This window comes from Parachitinimonas caeni (assembly GCF_030129945.1).
GTDB classification, from domain to species: Bacteria; Pseudomonadota; Gammaproteobacteria; order Burkholderiales; family Chitinimonadaceae; genus Parachitinimonas; species Parachitinimonas caeni.
In genome coordinates, this window is the sequence record NZ_JARRAF010000003.1 from 101245 (window position 1) to 117755 (window position 16511).

Genomic DNA, 16511 nt, shown 5'->3' on the forward strand with positions numbered 1-16511 from the left:
TCCCCCCCTCTCCCGGCACCTGTTACAGCCTCCGAGACTCTCCCCGTTCATCGACCTCGCCCGCCTGGGCAGCCGCCGCAATCAACCGAGGTTGTCTTGTCAAAATTATCGGGTGCCTAAGCCGATCAAGGCCGCTATACCAAATGTATGTGGCATGCTGCAAAAGCAGAGGAAAACGGGACATAGATCCCGTTTTCCTCTCTCTGGCAACGGGCATATTCACAGGAACCGCGCTGCGGCAGATGGCACTTATAAGATTTGCCATGTCAGGCACTCCGGCAGATGCACCCGCCAGGTTTGACGTATCGACAACTAGACGAATACCGGGGCGGCACAATGCCCGGTTGAATGGAAACTGATGTCCGAAGCGAATATTTGGCAGCTTATCGACCGCGCAGAGTCCGTATTATCGCGGCTGGAATCGATATTGCCCCCTACACGACCTGACACCGACTGGTCGGCACGCGCCTTTCGCTGGCGCCGCGACCGTTATGGCGCAGGCTACCTGCACCCAGTCCACCACCCCCATCAGATCCGGCTGGCAGACCTTGTCGCCGTCGAGCCGCAAAAGGCTGAGATTGATCGCAATACCCGCCAGTTTGCCGGCGGCCGGCTCGCCAACAATGTACTGTTGACCGGCGCACGAGGCACCGGCAAATCCTCGCTGGTGAAAGCAGCGTGGCTGGCTTATGCCGATCAGGGCTTGCGCCTGATCGAAGTCGAGAAGGCCGATCTGGTGGACCTGCCAGACATCATCGAGCAGGTTGCCAACCGCCCAGAGCGCTTTATCGTGTTCTGCGATGATCTGTCGTTTGAAGAAGGCGAGCCCGGTTATAAAGCGCTGAAGTCGGCCCTGGATGGTTCGATCAGCGGCCAGTCCCCCCGAGTCCTGATTTACGCCACCTCGAACCGCCGTCACCTTCTGCCGGAATATTTCGACGAGAACGCACGCACCCGCCACATTGATGGCGAGGTCCATCCGGCCGATGCGGTCGAAGAGAAAGTATCGCTATCCGAGCGTTTTGGGCTATGGCTGACGTTCTACCCTTTCGATCAGCCCGCCTACCTGAGCGCTGCCCGCTATTGGCTGGAGCAATTCGGTTGTGTTGTCTGGGGCCAAACGGAAGAAACCGCGGCCTTGCAGTGGGCCTTGGGTCGCGGCGGCCGTAGCGGGCGCATTGCCTGGCAGTTCGCCCGAGACTACGCCGGCAGGCAAGGAGGCCAGGCATGACACGCCCCATCACACATGTCGCCGCCGGCGTACTGGTGCGCGACGATGGCGAGTTTCTGCTGGGAAGCCGCCCCGAAGGCAAACCCTATGCCGGTTACTGGGAGTTTCCCGGTGGCAAGCTGGAACCAGGCGAATCCGCCTTGGCCGCGCTCAAGCGGGAGCTGAACGAAGAAATGGGCATAGAGGTGGTGACCGCCTACCCCTGGCTCACTCAGGAGTTCATCTACCCCCATGCCACCGTGCGCCTGCATTTTTTTCAGGTGACACGCTGGAAGGGTGAAATTCAGCCGCAGGAAGGCCAGCAATTTGTCTGGCAGCGGCCGGGCATGCTGACCGTCGCACCGATGCTGCCCGCCAATACCCCGATTCTGCGTGGCCTCGAATTACCCAATGAAATGGCCATCTCGAATGTCGCCGAGCTGGGCGAATCGGAATATATGCGAAGGCTGGCAAGGCGGCTCACCGGCGGTCTACGCTGGTTGATGCTGCGCGAACCCCATCTGGAACGCGATGACTTCGCCCTGCTTGCGGAAAAGGTTCTGGCGCTGGCCAAGCCGTTTGGGGTGCGCGTCATCATCAATCGCGATCCCGAGCTGGCAAGGCAACTGGGAGCGGCAGGCGTACACCTGCGTTCACCGCAACTGATGGCCTTGCAGGAGCGTCCGGAAGGGCTGGATTGGGTAGGCGCCTCGACTCATGGCGGCCCGGAGCTGGCCCATGCGGCCAGACTGGGGCTTGATTACGCTTTCCTCGGCACGTTGCAGCCCACCCCCAGCCATCCCGATGGCGACACCTTGGGTTGGGGTGGATTCGCCCGCATCGTCAGCCATGGCTATACCTTGCCGGTGTATGCCATCGGCGGCCTGAGTCTGGGTGACCTGCCCGCCGCCCGCCAGCATGGTGGTCATGGCGTCGCCTTATTGCGCGCTGCCTGGAACGCCTGATGCGCTGGAAACCCTGGATCATCGGCACGGCAGCCGCCGTGCTGATCAGCGCTGAGCTCGCACATCAACTCCTGCCTCCCGACCAAGCTGTGGCGCAAGCCAAGGTCAGCTGCCCCGATCTCTCGCAAAGCTGTCAGTTTGAGTTGGCAGGCCAGACTTTCCGTTTGCAAGCGGCCAGTCCTCCCAGCGGTCTGCGCCCGTTCGAGCTGACTCTGACCGGCCCCAGCCAACAAGCACGGGCCCATTTCAGCATGATAGGCATGGAGATGGGGCCAAACGGCTATCAGCTACGCGCTGCGGGCTCTCAACAACTGAAGGCCAGCGTCATCCTGCCGGTATGCAGCCAGCGACGACTAGACTGGCTGCTGACGCTGGAGCTGGATCAAGGCCGGGTGGACGTCACTTTCACGGCGCAGCGCTAGGCTCTGTTGAGGTTTTGTTTTCGGTTGCCGCTTTACAGCTCCATCAATCCGCCATCCACACGCAGCACACCACCCGCCATATAAGCCGATGCCGGACTTCCCAGAAACAGTACGGCTTCAGCCATTTCCTCGGGCTGAGCAAAACGCCCCATCGGCACACGGCTGCGGAAGCCATCCTGCGCGGCGGCACGTTCTTCCGGGTTCATGCCGGGCCATTCCAGAATCGGGGTATCGGTGATACCGGGGGCAATCGCGTTCACGCGAATGCCACGCGGTAATAATTCAGCCGAGAAGCTACGCGCCATCGAGCGCACTGCAGCTTTGCTGGCAGCATATACGCTGCAATCCGCCCATCCGGCGTCGTGGATCGTCGAACTCATCAGCACGATGCTGGCACCATCCCGCAAATACGGCAGCGCTTTCTGCACGGTGAAGAACACGCCTTTGGCGTTGATATCGAACTGCCAGTCAAAGAATGCCTCGGTGGTATCCGCCAGGGACATAGCCTGGAATACCCCTGCATTGGCAAACAGAAAGTCAATCGGCCCCAGCTCGGCTGACACCGTGGCGTAGAGGCGGTCAATGTCAGCATGCCGGCTGATGTCTGCTTCCACCGCCAGCACGCCAAGCTCCTGCGCGGCGGCCTGCAAACTGGCTTGATCTCGGCCACAGATTGCCACTTTGGCACCGTGTTGGCGCAGCAGACGTGCGGTGGCCAGACCGATCCCACTATTTCCACCGGTAACCACGGCTGTTTTGCCGGCATAGTTGCTTAGCGTATTCATTCTTATTCCTTGATAAATGAGTTGACGACGAAGTTCAGGGATCGCAGTATCAACAAGCAGAACACACTTGATAAGCAGACAGGGCTGCATATCACTCATTCCAAAATTGAATGAATTCAACCTTCAGGACGACAAATGGACAAACTGGCGGCGATGCGGACTTTGGTCAGGGTTATCGAGAGCGGAAGCTTTTCTGCGGTCGCACGCGAGCAAGGGGTGTCGCAGCCGACGATCAGCAAGCAGATTCAATGGCTGGAAGAATGCCTGGGTGGGCCGCTGCTGACGCGCAGCACACGCCAGCTCTCTCCGACGCAGGAAGGCTGGCGCTACTACGAAGAGTGTCAGGCGATTCTGCATGCGCTGGACGGGGCCGAGCAGCGATTCCGGGCGGGTCACGAGTCGCTGGCTGGCCACATCCGGCTGGCTGGGCCAGGGGCATTTGGGCGACTGGAAATCGTGCCGCATCTGGTGGATTTCCTGCAGCGCTACCCCGCTATCGAGATTGATCTGGCGCTTAGCGATGACGTTGCCGATCTGCTGCGGGAGGGGATTGATGTGACGTTTCGTTGTGGCAGTGTCCGCAACGATGGGCTGATCGCCAGACCACTGGGCAGCATTCCCTGCTCGCTGTTTGCGTCGGCACGCTATCTGGACCGGCACGGCACGCCCGAACAACCCGCCGACTTATCAAGGCATCACTGCCTGCTCTACCAGAACGACACTGTCGCCGAACCCTTCTGGCAGCTACAGCAAGGCGAGCAGTCGTTCAACGTGCCGGTTTCCGGCCGACTGCGCTGCAATACTTCAGACGGACTACGTTCAGCGGTGCTGGCCGACATGGGGATCTGCTACTCGCAGCACTGGCTGTTCCGGCCAGAACTGGCCTCCGGAATCGTCCGGCCCATTCTTTGCGGCTACCAGCTTGCCGGCATGCCCTTGCACGCTGTCTATCTGCCAGACCGGCGCGGACAGGTTCGTGTACAGGCCTTGATCGACTATTTGCAAAGCTGCTGGCTGGCCAGCGGTGTCTTGCAGGCACCCACCGTGACCTAAGCGGAACTTGACAAACCCGCACCACAGACCCGTCCAACAAAGCCCAAAAGGGACAGCATGACCTACACAATGATGCAATTTTCAACAGCCGCCGCGTTTCTCGCTGAAGCCGAGACTTTCCTGCGGTCAGATCTTGAGCATTGCCATGACTTGCTGGCCCTGGCGCTTACCAAGGCTGATCGTGCTGGCTGCTGGGTAGTCGTTCATGGCGCTGAAGGCAATGTCGTCGGCGGGCTGGCCCTGGCAAACGACAACAGTACGGCTCTGATCTCAGCCATGCCGGAGGATGCCACCCACTATCTGGCCAAACACTGGCCCGGACCAGCGCTCAGCTATCTGCGCGGCCCGCAACCCACCGCGCAGCAGTTTGCTGCCGCGTACCGCCCCCACCAGCTGCATAGTGCCCAAGGCAGCTATTTATTACGGAGTCCACCTCACCGACTGACCGCCAACGGCCAATGTCGTCCAGCAACCTTGGACGACATCAGCTGGGTCACATCTGCCTTGCAGGCTTTTTCAGAAGAATGCCGCCTGCCCCCCAGCCCTGCCGACCGGGAAGAAATGATCAAACAACGCCTCGCCACTCAGCCATCGCTTTACTGGCTGTGGGAAGACAACGGCCCAGCAGCCCTACTCCGCACGTCGCGTCTGGCTGGCGGCATTAGCCGTATCGGAGCGGTCTATACCCCGCCAGCCCAGCGCCAGCGGGGTTATGCGGGGGCTTTAGTGGCAAGTGCAGCCGGGATGCTGGTTGCCGAAGGGTTCGATGTGTTCCTGTTCACCGACCTGGCCAACCCCACCAGCAACAGCCTGTATCAGCGCATCGGATTCCAGCGACTTGAGGACTTTGCCTACCTTAAACTCCTCGCCTAATTCTGCCCGCAGTCGTCGCGCCGCCGACACCATAGCCGCGAGCGCGGCTTCGACCTCGGGCCAGCCACGGGTTTTCAGGCCACAGTCGGGGTTCACCCACAGACGCTCAGCAGGAATCACGCTGGCTGCGCGGCGCAACAGCACCAGCATCTCGTCCACCGATGGTACGCGCGGTGAGTGGATGTCGTAGACGCCGGGGCCGATCTCGTTCGGGTAAGCGAAGCTGGCAAAGCCATCGAGCAGCGCCATCGCCGAGCGCGAGGTCTCGATCGTGATCACGTCGGCATCCAGCGCTGCAATCGCCGGCAGGATGTCGTTGAATTCCGAGTAGCACATATGGGTGTGGATCTGGCAGTTGGCCGCCACCCCGCTCGATGCCAACCGGAACACTCGTACCGCCCAATCCAGATATGCCTCCCACTCGGCACGCTTGAGCGGCAAACCTTCGCGGAACGCCGGCTCGTCGATCTGGATAGCCGCAATACCAGCGGCTTCGAGATCCACCACTTCATCGCGTATCGCCAGCGCAATCTGGGTCGCGACGGTCGAGCGCGGCAGATCGTCGCGTACGAATGCCCATTGCAGCATGGTAACCGGCCCGGTCAGCATGCCTTTGACAGGCAGCTGTGTCTGGCTCTGGGCATACATCGACCACTCAACCGTCATCGGCTCGGGACGGGCCACATCACCAAACAGGACTGGCGGTTTGACGCAACGCGAGCCATAGCTCTGTACCCAGCCAAAGTCGGTGAAGGCATAGCCCGCCAGCTGTTCGCCGAAATACTCGACCATGTCGTTACGTTCAGCCTCGCCATGAACCAGCATATCCAGGCCCAGCACCTGCTGGCGTTCAATGGCGTGCCGGATTTCAGCCTGCATCGCCGAACGGTAGGTGGGCACATCCAGCTCGCCACGTTTGTGCGCGGCGCGTGCCGACCGAATCGCCGCAGTCTGCGGGAAGGAGCCGATGGTCGTTGTCGGCAACAGCGGCAGCTGCAGGCGTTCGCGTTGCTGTACCGCACGTTCGGCATATGGCAGGGTACGTTGCCAGTCTGCGGGTTGAATCGCCGTCAGCCGGGCGGCAACCGCCGGGTTGTGACAACGTGGACTATGGCGACGGCTTTCCAGTGCAGCGCGCTGGCCAGCGAGCTGCGCATGCACGGCGATCCGCCCCAATTCCAGGCCACGCTTGAGCAGCCTCAGCTCATCCAGCTTCTGTCTGGCAAACGCCAGCCAGCTTTGCAGCTCGCCATCCAGCCTTTGCTCGGCCGCCAGATCAACCGGCACATGCAACAGTGAGCACGATGGCGCCAGCCATAGGGCATCACCGAGCTGGCGCTGCACCGGTGTCAGGCAATCCAGGGCAGCATCCAGGTCAGTGCGCCAGATATTGCGGCCATCAATCACCCCTGCCGACAGAATCTTGTCCACAGGCCAGTCCGCCACCAACGCAGCCAACTGCTGAGGCGCCCGCACCAGATCAAGATGCAAACCGTCTACCGCCAACGATTTCAGTAGCTCGGCATGCTGCTCGACGCCACCAAAGTAAGTCGCCAGCAGCAAACGCGGCCCCGCCCCCTGCAAAGCCCGATAAGTGGGTGCCAGCGCATCCAGCCAGACCTTCGGCAAATCCAGCGCCAGAATCGGTTCATCCAGCTGCACCCAGCTGGCACCTGCCTCGGCCAGTTCCGCCAGCAGACGACGATATGCCGGAATCAGGCGCGGCAACAGGCCCAGAACATCACCCGTACCACGGTAGTTGGCCAGATACAGCAGGCTCAGCGGCCCAACCAGCACGGTCTTGACCGGGCGCCCCAACCGCGCCGCATCGGCCGTGGCGTCAATCCACCAGCGCACCCCGCCATCAAAACGACTGGCGTCATCAAACTCCGGCTTCAGATAGTGGTAATTGGTATCGAACCATTTGGTCAGCTCCAGTGCGGGCTGATGGGCATTACCCCGCGCCAACTCAAAGAAGGCGGCAAGGTCGAGCTTGGCCGCATCGTGGCCGAAGCGTGCCGGAATGGCACCGAGATGGACCGCCGTCTCCAGAACCTGGTCATACCAGGCGAAATCGCCAACCGTCAGCAGATCCAGCCCGGCGTCGAGTTGCCATTGCCAATGCTGACGGCGCAAGTCCGCCCCCACCGAGTACAGTTGGGTGGCGGTGCTGTCGCCACGCCAGAAACTTTCCAGCGCCAGTTTGAGTTCGCGGCGAGCGCCGATGCGGGGAAATCCTAGGATATGGGTAGTGGGCATGTGAGTCTCTCTATCAGCAAGGGAAGATGCCTTGCATGATCGTCCGCCCACAAATATGATTCAAACTAATAATATTTACGATTAAATTGAAAATTTCTCATGCAATCACCTCTCGAACTTCGCCATCTGCGCACCTTGCTGGCGCTGGCCGACACCGGCAGTGTCTCGCGTGCCGCGCAGCGGGTCAGCCTCACCCAGTCTGCGTTGTCACATCAACTCAAGGCCTTGGAAGACCACTATGGCACCGCCCTGTTCGAGCGCAAGACTCTGCCGCTAAAACTCACGGCTGCTGGCAAGCGGCTGATTAGTCTGGCCGAAACCGTATTACCCGCCGTAGGTGCTGCCGAGCGCGATCTGGCCCGCATTGCCTTTGGTGAGGCAGGCCAGCTGCGGATTGCCGTGGAATGCCACACCTGTTTTGACTGGCTGATGCCGGCCATGGATTGCTACCGTGAACGCTGGCCAGAGGTGGAACTCGATATCGTGTCCGGCTTTCATGCCGACCCGATTGGCCTGCTGCATGAAGACCGCGCTGATCTTGCTATCGTGTCGGAGCGCGATGAGGCGGAGGCTGTCCGTTATTTCCCGCTGTTCAGTTACGAAGTCGTGGCCTTACTGGCACATGGCCACCCATTGGCCGCCAAACCGTACCTGAGCGCCGAGGACTTTGCCGCCGAAACCCTGATCAGCTATCCGGTGCCCGATGACATGCTCGATCTGATTCGCCAGGTGCTCCGACCCGCCGGCATTCAGCCCAAGCGCCGCACCAGTGAGTTGACGATTGCCATTTTGCAATTGGTTGCCAGCCGGCGTGGCATCGCCGCTCTGCCCCAGTGGGCGGTGCAGCCATATCTCGATCGCGGTTATGTCGAAGCCCGTCCTATCACCACGGATCGGCTATACGCCCAGCTATATGCGGCAACGCTACCCACCCGTGCCGGGCTGCCTTATGTAGAAGACTTTGTCGATGTGATGCGCGAAACCAGCCAGCTCAACCTGCCGGGCATCGTCCTGCTGGCGGAATGAGCGGGGACACGGCCGCGACCGCAAGGGATTATTCAAACTTGTAGCCATCCTTTTCCTGAGCTAGGGTAGAGAGCTTGCCTTTGTCATACGGCTGGCTCTTTTCAGGATTTTGCACATGACTTCATCGTTTGAACCCGCTTTTACCCCCCCAGCAGAACCACCGCTGAATTTTGATCCCCCCACCCCAACACCTGATGAACCAGTGATAGGCGAGCATGTTCCCGAGACCTATCGGCTGCAATTTCACGGCAAAGCGGGCGAATATTTTGGCATCTGGATGGTCAATCTGGCCCTGACGCTGCTTACGCTCGGCATTTACTCCGCTTGGGCCAAGGTGCGTACCCAAAAGTATTTTTACGGCCACACCGAGCTGGCAGGCTCGCATTTCGACTATCACGGCAAACCGCTGGCCATTTTGATTGGCCGGCTGATTGCTGCGGCCTTGTTCATCCCCTACGCGGTATTGGCGCAGATGGAAAATGCACTGGCGTTTGTCGTACTCGGCGTCATCGTGCTGCTGGCGCCCTGGCTGGTTGCGCGGTCGCTACGGTTTCGCATGCGCATGACCAGCTGGCGCGCCATCCGCTTTGGCTGGTCTGGCAGCGTCGGCCAGACCTATCTGCACTTTCTGCTGATGCCCTTATTGATTCCGCTCTCGCTGATGTTTGCCATGCCTTGGGTCCACCACCAGCAGCGTGCCTTTTTGCTGAAGCACCTGCGCTACGGCTCAACATCGACCAGCGTCAAACCAGCGGTTGGCGAGTTCTATATGGCGTATCTGGTGTCCATCGGCTCGGTCTTTGCCGGAGGGACGGCATTGATGATTGCCTTTGCCTTGATTGCCGCAGTGGTGGGGGTTGTGTTCTATGTTGCCGTTGGCAATTTTGATGGCTCGGATGTTGCCAAGATGGTAGGTGGCGGCATGTTCATCGCGGCCATTGCAGTGCTCTACCTCATCACCTTGCTGCTCTATGTCGTCGTGGGTCAGGTACTGAAGATCAGCCTGCTGGGCATTGTGCTCAACCACAGCCAGATCGGTCCCCATCAGATCAAGGCGGAGTTCAAGATATTCCCGCTAGGCTGGATGTTCTGCACCAATCTGCTGGCCCTGCTCTGCTCGCTGGGGCTGGCCTGGCCATGGGCCAAGGTCAGGATGACCAAGATGATTCTGGAGTCGATCAGCGTCACCACCGGCGCGCCATTGGCCGAGCTGACTGCTGCCAGTGGCGACCAGGTAGGCGCGACCGGACAGGAAGTGGCGCAGATGTTTGATGTGGATATCGCGGTGTAAGTCGAAATCGTTGATCCAAAAAAGCGGGGCGATGTCATCTGGCATCGCCCCGCTTTTTCATATCCGCATTTCAGATGCCAAAAGTGTGTAAGGTTCTGGCAAACCTGAGAATGCCTCCGCTACAGCAGCACCCGCTCGATGCCACCATTGCGGGCGGTCTCTACATAATCGGGCATCCAGTTCTCACCCAGCACCTGGCGCGCCATCTCCACCACGATATATTCGGCACTGGTATTCGCATCGTGGTCGTAACGGCTCAGGCCCTGCAGGCAAGATGGGCAGGAGGTCAGCACCTTCACTTCTGCACCAGCCGTCTCACTACGTAGACGCTCCGCGCCTTTGCGCATTTCCTCTTCCTTGCGGAAACGGACTTGGGTTGAGATATCCGGCCGTGTTGCCGCCAAGGTACCCGACTCCCCACAGCAGCGCTCGTTCTGTTGCACGCCGCCGCCCATCAGCTCGTTGGCCAGCTTGATCGGGCTCATGGTCTTGATCGGCGTATGGCAAGGGTCGTGGTACATATAACGCACCCCGTTCACCCCATTCAACTTGACGCCTTTTTCCAGCAAATACTCGTGGATATCCAGCAAGCGACAGCCGGGGAAGATCTGCTCGAACTGGTAGCGGGTGAGCTGATCCATGCAGGTTCCGCATGACACGATCACCGTCTTGATATCCAGATAGTTGAGCGTATTGGCAACACGGTGGAACAGCACCCGGTTCTCGGTGGTGATCTGCTCGCCCTTGTCCGCATGACCGGCGGAGGTCTGCGGGTAGCCACAGCACAGATAGCCGGGCGGCAGAACCGTTGTAGCCCCCACATGCCACAGCATGGCTTGGGTAGCGAGCCCTACCTGCGAGAACAAACGCTCCGAGCCGCAACCGGGGAAGTAAAACACGGCATCGCTTTCGTCAGCTGGCAGCTTCGGGTTACGGATCACTGGCACCACGCTGTTGTCTTCCACATCCAGCAAAGCGCGGGCGGTTTTTTTGGGCAGGTTGCCCGGCATCTTCTTGTTGATGAAGTGGATAACCTGCGCCTTGATCTCTGGCTTACCCACCGTGGAGGGCGGCGCCTTGACCTGCTGGTGGGCGGCAGCACGCAGTACCTGATTCCCCAGCCGCTGCAGGTTGTAGCCAATGCCGACCATACCTGCCCGCAGCGTCTTGATGGTGGAGGGGTCTTTGGCCGTCAGGAAAGCCATGGCAGCGGCAGCGCCGGGGTTGAACTTCTTGTGGCCGGTCTTGCGCAGGAAGTTGCGCATGGCCACGGTGACATCACCGAAGTCGATTTTGACCGGACAAGGGTTGACGCACTTATGGCAAACCGTGCAATGGTCTGCCACATCGCCCAGCTCCTCAAAGTGCTTGAGGCTGACACCGCGCCGGGTCTGCTCTTCATACAGAAAGGCTTCGGTCAGCAGCCCAACACCAAGAATCTTGTTGCGAGGCGAGTACAGCAGATTGGCGCGTGGTACATGGGTCGCGCACACGGGCTTGCATTTGCCGCAGCGCAGACAGTCTTTCACCATGTCCGAGATTTCACCCAGATCCGACTGTTCCAGAATCAGCGATTCGGCGCCTAGCAGATTGAATGACGGGGTATAGGCATTGCGCAGATCCGCTCCCGGCAGCAGCTTGCCCTTGTTGAAGTGGCCATTCGGGTCGATCCGCTGTTTGTAATCGGCAAAAGGTCGAATTTCATCGTCCGTCAGGAATTCGAGTTTGGTAATGCCGATACCGTGCTCGCCCGAGATGACGCCATCCAGACTGCGGGCCAGGGTCATGATCCGGGCGACCGCCTTGTGGGCCGATTGCAGCATCTCGTAATCGTCGGAGTTGACCGGAATATTGGTATGCACATTGCCATCGCCAGCGTGCATATGCAGCGCGACGAACACCCGCCCTTTCAACGTCTTCTGGTGGATGGCCTCCACGGCTTCACGAATCGGCTTGTCGGCCGCACCAGAGAACAGCGCATCCAGTTCGCCGCGCAGTTCACGTTTCCAGGAAATGCGTAGATGAAAGTCGCGCAACGCATGGAAAACACTCTGCGGCTGCGCTGCTTCGGCACCGGGTTCCAGTGGCGCTTGCGGGAAGGCAGCCGTGTAGAGTTCGAAGCTGTCATCCAGATGATCCAGCACCCACTGCCAGCGGACATGCACCTGCCGTACGGCTTCCAGCGCCACCTGGCGCCGGTCACCAATCAGTTCTTCGTGAGAAACCGGCGAATCGCCTGAGTCGATTGGCAGGTTGCCGCTCTCAAAGAACGTCTCCAACCGTTGCAAGAGCTGCAGCTTGTTGTAGATGCTCAGCTCGATATTGATGCGCTCGATCCCGTCCGAGTAATCGCCGAGCCTTGGCAGCGGAATCACCACATCTTCGTTGATCTTGAAGGCGTTGGTATGGCGAGCAATTGCCGCAGTGCGGCTGCGATCCAGCCAGAATTTCTTGCGAGCGTCCGGGCTCACGGCAATAAAGCCCTCGCCATGGCGGGCGTTGGCAAAGCGTACTACCTGGCTCGCCGCCTCGCCAACGGCGTTCTCGTCATCCGACACGATATCGGCCAGCAACACCATCTTGGGTCGGCCCTTGGACTTGGCCTTGGTGGCGTAACCCACCGCCCGCACATAACGCCAGTCAAGGTGCTCCAATCCGGCCAGAATCGCGTGCGGATGGGCGTCGAGGTAGTCTTTGATTTCGACGATGGCTGGTGTGGCTTCCGCTACGGTGCCAAAGAACTCAAGGCAGACGGTGCGGATATGCTTGGGCATACGATGCAGCACAAAGCGGGCCGAGGTGATAATCCCGTCGCAGCCTTCCTTTTGCACGCCCGGCAGACCCGCCAGAAATTTGTCGGTGACATCCTTGCCCAAGCCCACTTTGCGGAACTGAGGGCCGGGAATATCCAGTTGCCGTTCTTCCAGCAAGGTTTTGCCGTCCGGTTTGAAGCGGCGCAGTTTGAAACTCGCCACGTCCACATCGTGGATCTTGCCCCGGTTATGGTTGAGACGTTCCACCAGCAACCAGTTGCCGTCGGGGTCCACCATCTTCCAGGAGGCGAGGTTATCGAGTGCCGTTCCCCACAACACGGCCTTCTTGCCGCCTGCATTCATCGCTACATTGCCGCCAATGCAGCTGGCTTCAGCCGAGGTAGGGTCAACTGCAAACACCAGTCCTTCGGCCTCTGCCGCTTCCATCACGCGCTTGGTTACCACCCCCGCGCCACAATTGATGGTAGCCACCTTGCCTTCAACCCCAGGCAGGTCGATGTACTCCACGCCCTGATGGCGATCCAGCTTTTCGGTATTGATGACCGCCGAATAGGGCGTCAACGGTACGGCGCCGCCAGTGTAGCCGGTCCCACCACCACGCGGGATGATGGTCAGGCCCAGTTCGATACAGGCTTTAACCAAGCCGGCCATCTCATCCTCGTGGTCTGGACTCAGGACCACGAAGGGGTATTCAACCCGCCAGTCGGTCGCGTCGGTGACATGGCTGACACGAGCCAGGCCATCGAAACAGATATTGTCCTTGCGGGTCAGCCCGCCCATGCGACGCAGCACCTTGCGGCGCAATTCAGCCAACTCATCAAAGCTGGCGTCAAAACGCTCGACGGCCTTTTCGGCGCGCTTGAGCAGCTCCCCCACCTCGGCGTTGTCACCACGGCGACTGTCGATGTCGCGCAGGCGATGGCGCATGGCTTCGACCAGGGCCGCACGGCGCTTCGGGTTCTCCAGCAGGTCATCTTGCAGATAAGGGTTGCGCAGTACCACCCAGATATCCCCCAGCACCTCGAACAGCATGCGGGCAGAGCGGCCCGTTTTGCGCTCACCCCGTAAATGGTCGAGCAAGGCCCAGGTATCTTCACCCAGCAGGCGGATGACGATCTCGCGGTCGGAAAAGGAGGTGTAGTTGTAAGGTATTTCCCGTAGCCGGGCAGTGGCAGCGGTGGCCATGGCGGGCAAATCTCCAGTGAAGGCCGATCCTGATGCAGTTGAAGATTTGATAGAGGATCGGCGATTTGCAGGGTAGGACGCTGCCCGGCTGTCTTGCTGGGCAGGCAACGATCATAGCGGAAATTGTTGCATTGCACCGTGCCGGAAATGGCCATTGTCCGACGAAAACCCGGCAAGCCGACAAATGCCCGGCCTCTTGCCAAATTAACGACAAGGCAATGATTTAATAACAGAAAAACAATGGAAAGCCAGCAGGCAACCACCCAGCAAAGGGGTCAACCGGTGTGGGGCAACTACAACAATGTGTCGTATTGTTGCCGAAAAATTTCAGAGGAATAAGGGAGATCCCAAAGGCAAATCAAGCCATCTTGCTTGATTTGGCATGCGCCAAACAGCCACTAATCGCAGCCATCCTTAGGTTGATTCATACAGGCTGCGCTGGTCGAACCAGCCTGGCAGCCAATCGCCAGCTCGCGTCGGTTGGTAAGCAGATTGAGTGCGCGTAGTTCGCGATTTGCGACGTAGACATTGAAGCCATCCTGGCTCGACCACATGATGCCGCCGCCATTGCGCTCGACTTCACCCAGTTTTGAACGCCGGCTCAGGCAGGTATTGCTGCTGACCGCCGCCATCCTCTGTACCTGTTCATACTGACGAGCAGTCAGCTCCATCGCCAGCTCATTACGATCTGTCTTCAAGACAGGGGCGCCGGTACCGGTTGCTACGGCCTCGCCCATTCCACGAGTCAGAACGGGCGATACCGGATGGCGAATTTCAGCCAGACCATTACCCGGCAAAGCCAGTTGCAAGGCGATTGGCACAGGTTCTTCCCGTAGCAGGCGACTCGCCCGGTCTGCAGGCCCGGCCCAAACAGTTGCCGCCTGAGTGGTCAATACCAAGCAGGCGGCGATATGCATGACGCTGCAATAAGCGAACTTGGCCACGATGGACTCCATCAGTCTTTGATCAGGGCAAATATTCACCTTTCATACTAGACCGAGTTGTCGCAAGAGGCAAAATATGTTTAGCGCAGCAATCCGTTAAGTCAGCCCAAAAACAGCTTGTAAGCCGGGTTATCTGTCTCATCCCAATACGGGTACCCCAGGCTATCGAGGAAAGGCTGGAACTTGCTGCGTTCAGCAGGTGGAACCTGCATCCCCACCAGCACGCGACCATAATCGGCGCCGTGATTACGGTAGTGGAACAAGGAAATATTCCAGCCCTCCCCCATTTTCTTGAGGAAGCCCAGTAAAGCGCCGGGTCGCTCGGGAAACTCAAAACGATACACGGCCTCGTGCTGGACCTGTGGCGCATGCCCCCCGACCAGATAGCGCACATGCAGCTTGGCAATCTCGTTGTCGGTCAGATCCAGCGCGGTCAGTCCAGCGGCTTCCAGCATGCCGATCAAGGTTCGGGTCTCCTGACGGTTGCGGATCTGTAGCCCGACAAACACATGCGCGGCTCCCGAGTCGGCATAGCGATAGTTGAATTCGGTGATGGCTCGCGACCCCAGCAACATGCAGAACTCCCTGAAGCTGCCGGGTTTTTCGGGAATGGTAACCGCGATGATGGCTTCGCGCTGCTCGCCCAATTCAGCCCGTTCCGACACATGGCGCAGACGATCGAAGTTCATATTGGCGCCGGATGCCACCGCAACCAGAGTCTGATCCGTCAACCCTTCGCGTTCGACATAGGCCTTGAGGCCGGCAATCGACAAGGCGCCGGCCGGCTCAAGAATCGAACGTGTATCTTCGAAGACATCCTTGATGGCGGCACAGATCTGATCGGTATCAACCAACACCACCTCGTCGATCAGGCCTTTGCAGAGGCGAAAGGTCTCCTCCCCCACCAGTTTTACCGCCACGCCATCGGCGAAAATACCGACCTGCGACAGAAGCACTCGCTCTCCTGCCGCCATCGACTGCGCCATGGCATCAGAATCGGTCGGCTCAACGCCGATGATTTTGATTTCGGGCTTGAGTCGCTTGATATAAGCCGCCACGCCAGCCGCCAGCCCGCCCCCGCCAATCGGCACAAACACGGCATGGATCGGCCCTTGATGCTGGCGCAGGATTTCCATGCCGATGGTGCCCTGCCCGGCAATAACGTCCGGGTCATCGTATGGGTGGACAAAGGTGGCACCAGTTTCAGCAATCAGCTGCATGGCGCGCTCGTAGGCTTCGGCGTAGGAGTCTCCATGCAAGACGACCTCGGCACCGCGACGGGATACGGCGTCGATCTTGATCTGCGGCGTGGTAGCCGGCATGCAGATGGTTGCCCGGCATTTGAGCAACTGGGCGGCCAGCGCTACGCCTTGTGCATGATTACCGGCCGATGCCGCCACCACACCACGGCCGAGCTCTTCCGCACTCAGCCGTACCATTTTGTTGTAAGCACCGCGCAGCTTGAACGAGAACACCACCTGCTCATCCTCGCGCTTGAGCAGGACTTGGTTGTTCAGACGCCGGGACAGGTTGGGTGCCTCATCCAGCGGTGATTCGACCGCGACATCATAAACACGGGCAGTCAGGATTCTTTCGAGATAATCGGCAGACATGATTGAGCTCAGTAGACGTTGAATTGGCTTGGGGAGGACATCAGGAGGACGCCAGACCGTATCCGGCATCCTGAGGGTAAGCGCTGACGCAGATCATGCGCCATGCCGGAT

Annotated in this window: 11 protein-coding genes and 1 pseudogene; 7 read left to right on the forward strand and 5 right to left on the reverse strand. The window is 59.5% G+C overall.

Features of this window, described 5'->3' with window-relative positions:
* The first annotated feature begins 358 nt into the window (after positions 1-358).
* From PZA18_RS03415 to PZA18_RS03425, 3 genes are read left to right on the forward strand one after another with little or no spacing between them, the layout of a single operon-like run.
* On the forward strand, positions 359-1231 hold the full coding sequence (locus PZA18_RS03415) for an ATP-binding protein (RefSeq protein ID WP_284099388.1): 873 nt from the start codon (positions 359-361) through the stop codon (positions 1229-1231).
* Positions 1228-2175 carry a Nudix family hydrolase gene (locus tag PZA18_RS03420; RefSeq protein ID WP_284099389.1) on the forward strand — a complete coding sequence of 316 codons (948 nt, stop codon included), beginning with the start codon at positions 1228-1230 and terminating at the stop codon, positions 2173-2175. Before PZA18_RS03415 ends, PZA18_RS03420 begins: the two co-directional genes overlap by 4 nt.
* The gene (locus PZA18_RS03425) at positions 2175-2597 is read left to right on the forward strand and encodes a hypothetical protein (RefSeq protein ID WP_284099390.1); all 423 of its coding nucleotides are present in this window, start codon (positions 2175-2177) and stop codon (positions 2595-2597) included. The genes PZA18_RS03420 and PZA18_RS03425 overlap by 1 nt, the downstream gene beginning before the upstream one ends.
* A gap of 32 nt (positions 2598-2629) precedes the next feature.
* On the opposite strand, the gene PZA18_RS03430 is transcribed toward PZA18_RS03425, so the two are convergent.
* A complete protein-coding gene (locus PZA18_RS03430) occupies positions 2630-3382 on the reverse strand; it encodes an SDR family oxidoreductase (protein WP_284099391.1) in 753 nt (250 codons plus the stop codon).
* A 135-nt stretch (positions 3383-3517) separates the two neighbouring features.
* On the opposite strand from PZA18_RS03430, the gene PZA18_RS03435 reads away from it, so the two are divergent.
* On the forward strand, positions 3518-4435 hold the full coding sequence (locus PZA18_RS03435; protein WP_284099392.1) for a LysR family transcriptional regulator: 918 nt from the start codon (positions 3518-3520) through the stop codon (positions 4433-4435).
* Positions 4436-4996: 561 nt separating this feature from the next.
* Positions 4997-5308: a GNAT family N-acetyltransferase gene (locus tag PZA18_RS03440; RefSeq protein ID WP_308447323.1), complete on the forward strand. Its 312-nt coding sequence runs from the start codon at positions 4997-4999 to the stop codon at positions 5306-5308.
* On the opposite strand, the pseudogene metE reads toward PZA18_RS03440, so the two are convergent.
* Positions 5300-7567, reverse strand: a pseudogene (metE, locus tag PZA18_RS03445) (5-methyltetrahydropteroyltriglutamate--homocysteine S-methyltransferase); the annotation flags it as partial. The gene PZA18_RS03440 and the pseudogene metE sit on opposite strands and share 9 nt — an antisense overlap.
* A 99-nt stretch (positions 7568-7666) precedes the next feature.
* Here metE and PZA18_RS03450 point away from each other — a divergent pair.
* Complete coding sequence (locus tag PZA18_RS03450; protein WP_284099394.1) at positions 7667-8593, forward strand: LysR family transcriptional regulator; 927 nt, start codon at positions 7667-7669, stop codon at positions 8591-8593.
* A gap of 115 nt (positions 8594-8708) precedes the next feature.
* Positions 8709-9884, forward strand: a complete 1176-nt coding sequence (locus PZA18_RS03455) for a YjgN family protein (RefSeq protein ID WP_284099395.1) — start codon at positions 8709-8711, stop codon at positions 9882-9884.
* Between the two features lie 119 nt (positions 9885-10003).
* On the opposite strand, the gene PZA18_RS03460 is transcribed toward PZA18_RS03455, so the two are convergent.
* The 3 genes from PZA18_RS03460 to ilvA all read right to left on the reverse strand — a co-directional run bounded on the left by PZA18_RS03460 (position 10004) and on the right by ilvA (position 16400).
* Positions 10004-13843 (reverse strand): FAD/FMN-binding oxidoreductase, encoded by a 3840-nt coding sequence (locus PZA18_RS03460; protein ID WP_284099396.1) that lies wholly within the window; start codon positions 13841-13843, stop codon positions 10004-10006.
* 398 nt (positions 13844-14241) lie between these two features.
* The gene (locus PZA18_RS03465; RefSeq protein ID WP_284099398.1) at positions 14242-14787 is read right to left on the reverse strand and encodes a hypothetical protein; all 546 of its coding nucleotides are present in this window, start codon (positions 14785-14787) and stop codon (positions 14242-14244) included.
* Positions 14788-14888: 101 nt separating this feature from the next.
* Complete coding sequence (gene ilvA, locus PZA18_RS03470; RefSeq protein WP_284099399.1) at positions 14889-16400, reverse strand: threonine ammonia-lyase, biosynthetic; 1512 nt, start codon at positions 16398-16400, stop codon at positions 14889-14891.
* Positions 16401-16511: the final 111 nt, after the last annotated feature.

Excerpts from the sequence above, each read along its gene's own strand:
- PZA18_RS03415 (WP_284099388.1), top strand. The coding sequence starts at position 359 with ATGTCCGAAGCGAATATTTGGCAGCTTATCGACCGCGCAGAGTCCGTA.
- PZA18_RS03420 (WP_284099389.1), top strand. The coding sequence starts at position 1,228 with ATGACACGCCCCATCACACATGTCGCCGCCGGCGTACTGGTGCGCGAC.
- PZA18_RS03425 (WP_284099390.1), top strand. The coding sequence starts at position 2,175 with ATGCGCTGGAAACCCTGGATCATCGGCACGGCAGCCGCCGTGCTGATC.
- PZA18_RS03430 (WP_284099391.1), bottom strand. The coding sequence starts at position 3,382 with ATGAATACGCTAAGCAACTATGCCGGCAAAACAGCCGTGGTTACCGGT.
- PZA18_RS03435 (WP_284099392.1), top strand. The coding sequence starts at position 3,518 with ATGGACAAACTGGCGGCGATGCGGACTTTGGTCAGGGTTATCGAGAGC.
- PZA18_RS03440 (WP_308447323.1), top strand. The coding sequence starts at position 4,997 with ATGATCAAACAACGCCTCGCCACTCAGCCATCGCTTTACTGGCTGTGG.
- PZA18_RS03450 (WP_284099394.1), top strand. The coding sequence starts at position 7,667 with ATGCAATCACCTCTCGAACTTCGCCATCTGCGCACCTTGCTGGCGCTG.
- PZA18_RS03455 (WP_284099395.1), top strand. The coding sequence starts at position 8,709 with ATGACTTCATCGTTTGAACCCGCTTTTACCCCCCCAGCAGAACCACCG.
- PZA18_RS03460 (WP_284099396.1), bottom strand. The coding sequence starts at position 13,843 with ATGGCCACCGCTGCCACTGCCCGGCTACGGGAAATACCTTACAACTAC.
- ilvA (WP_284099399.1), bottom strand. The coding sequence starts at position 16,400 with ATGTCTGCCGATTATCTCGAAAGAATCCTGACTGCCCGTGTTTATGAT.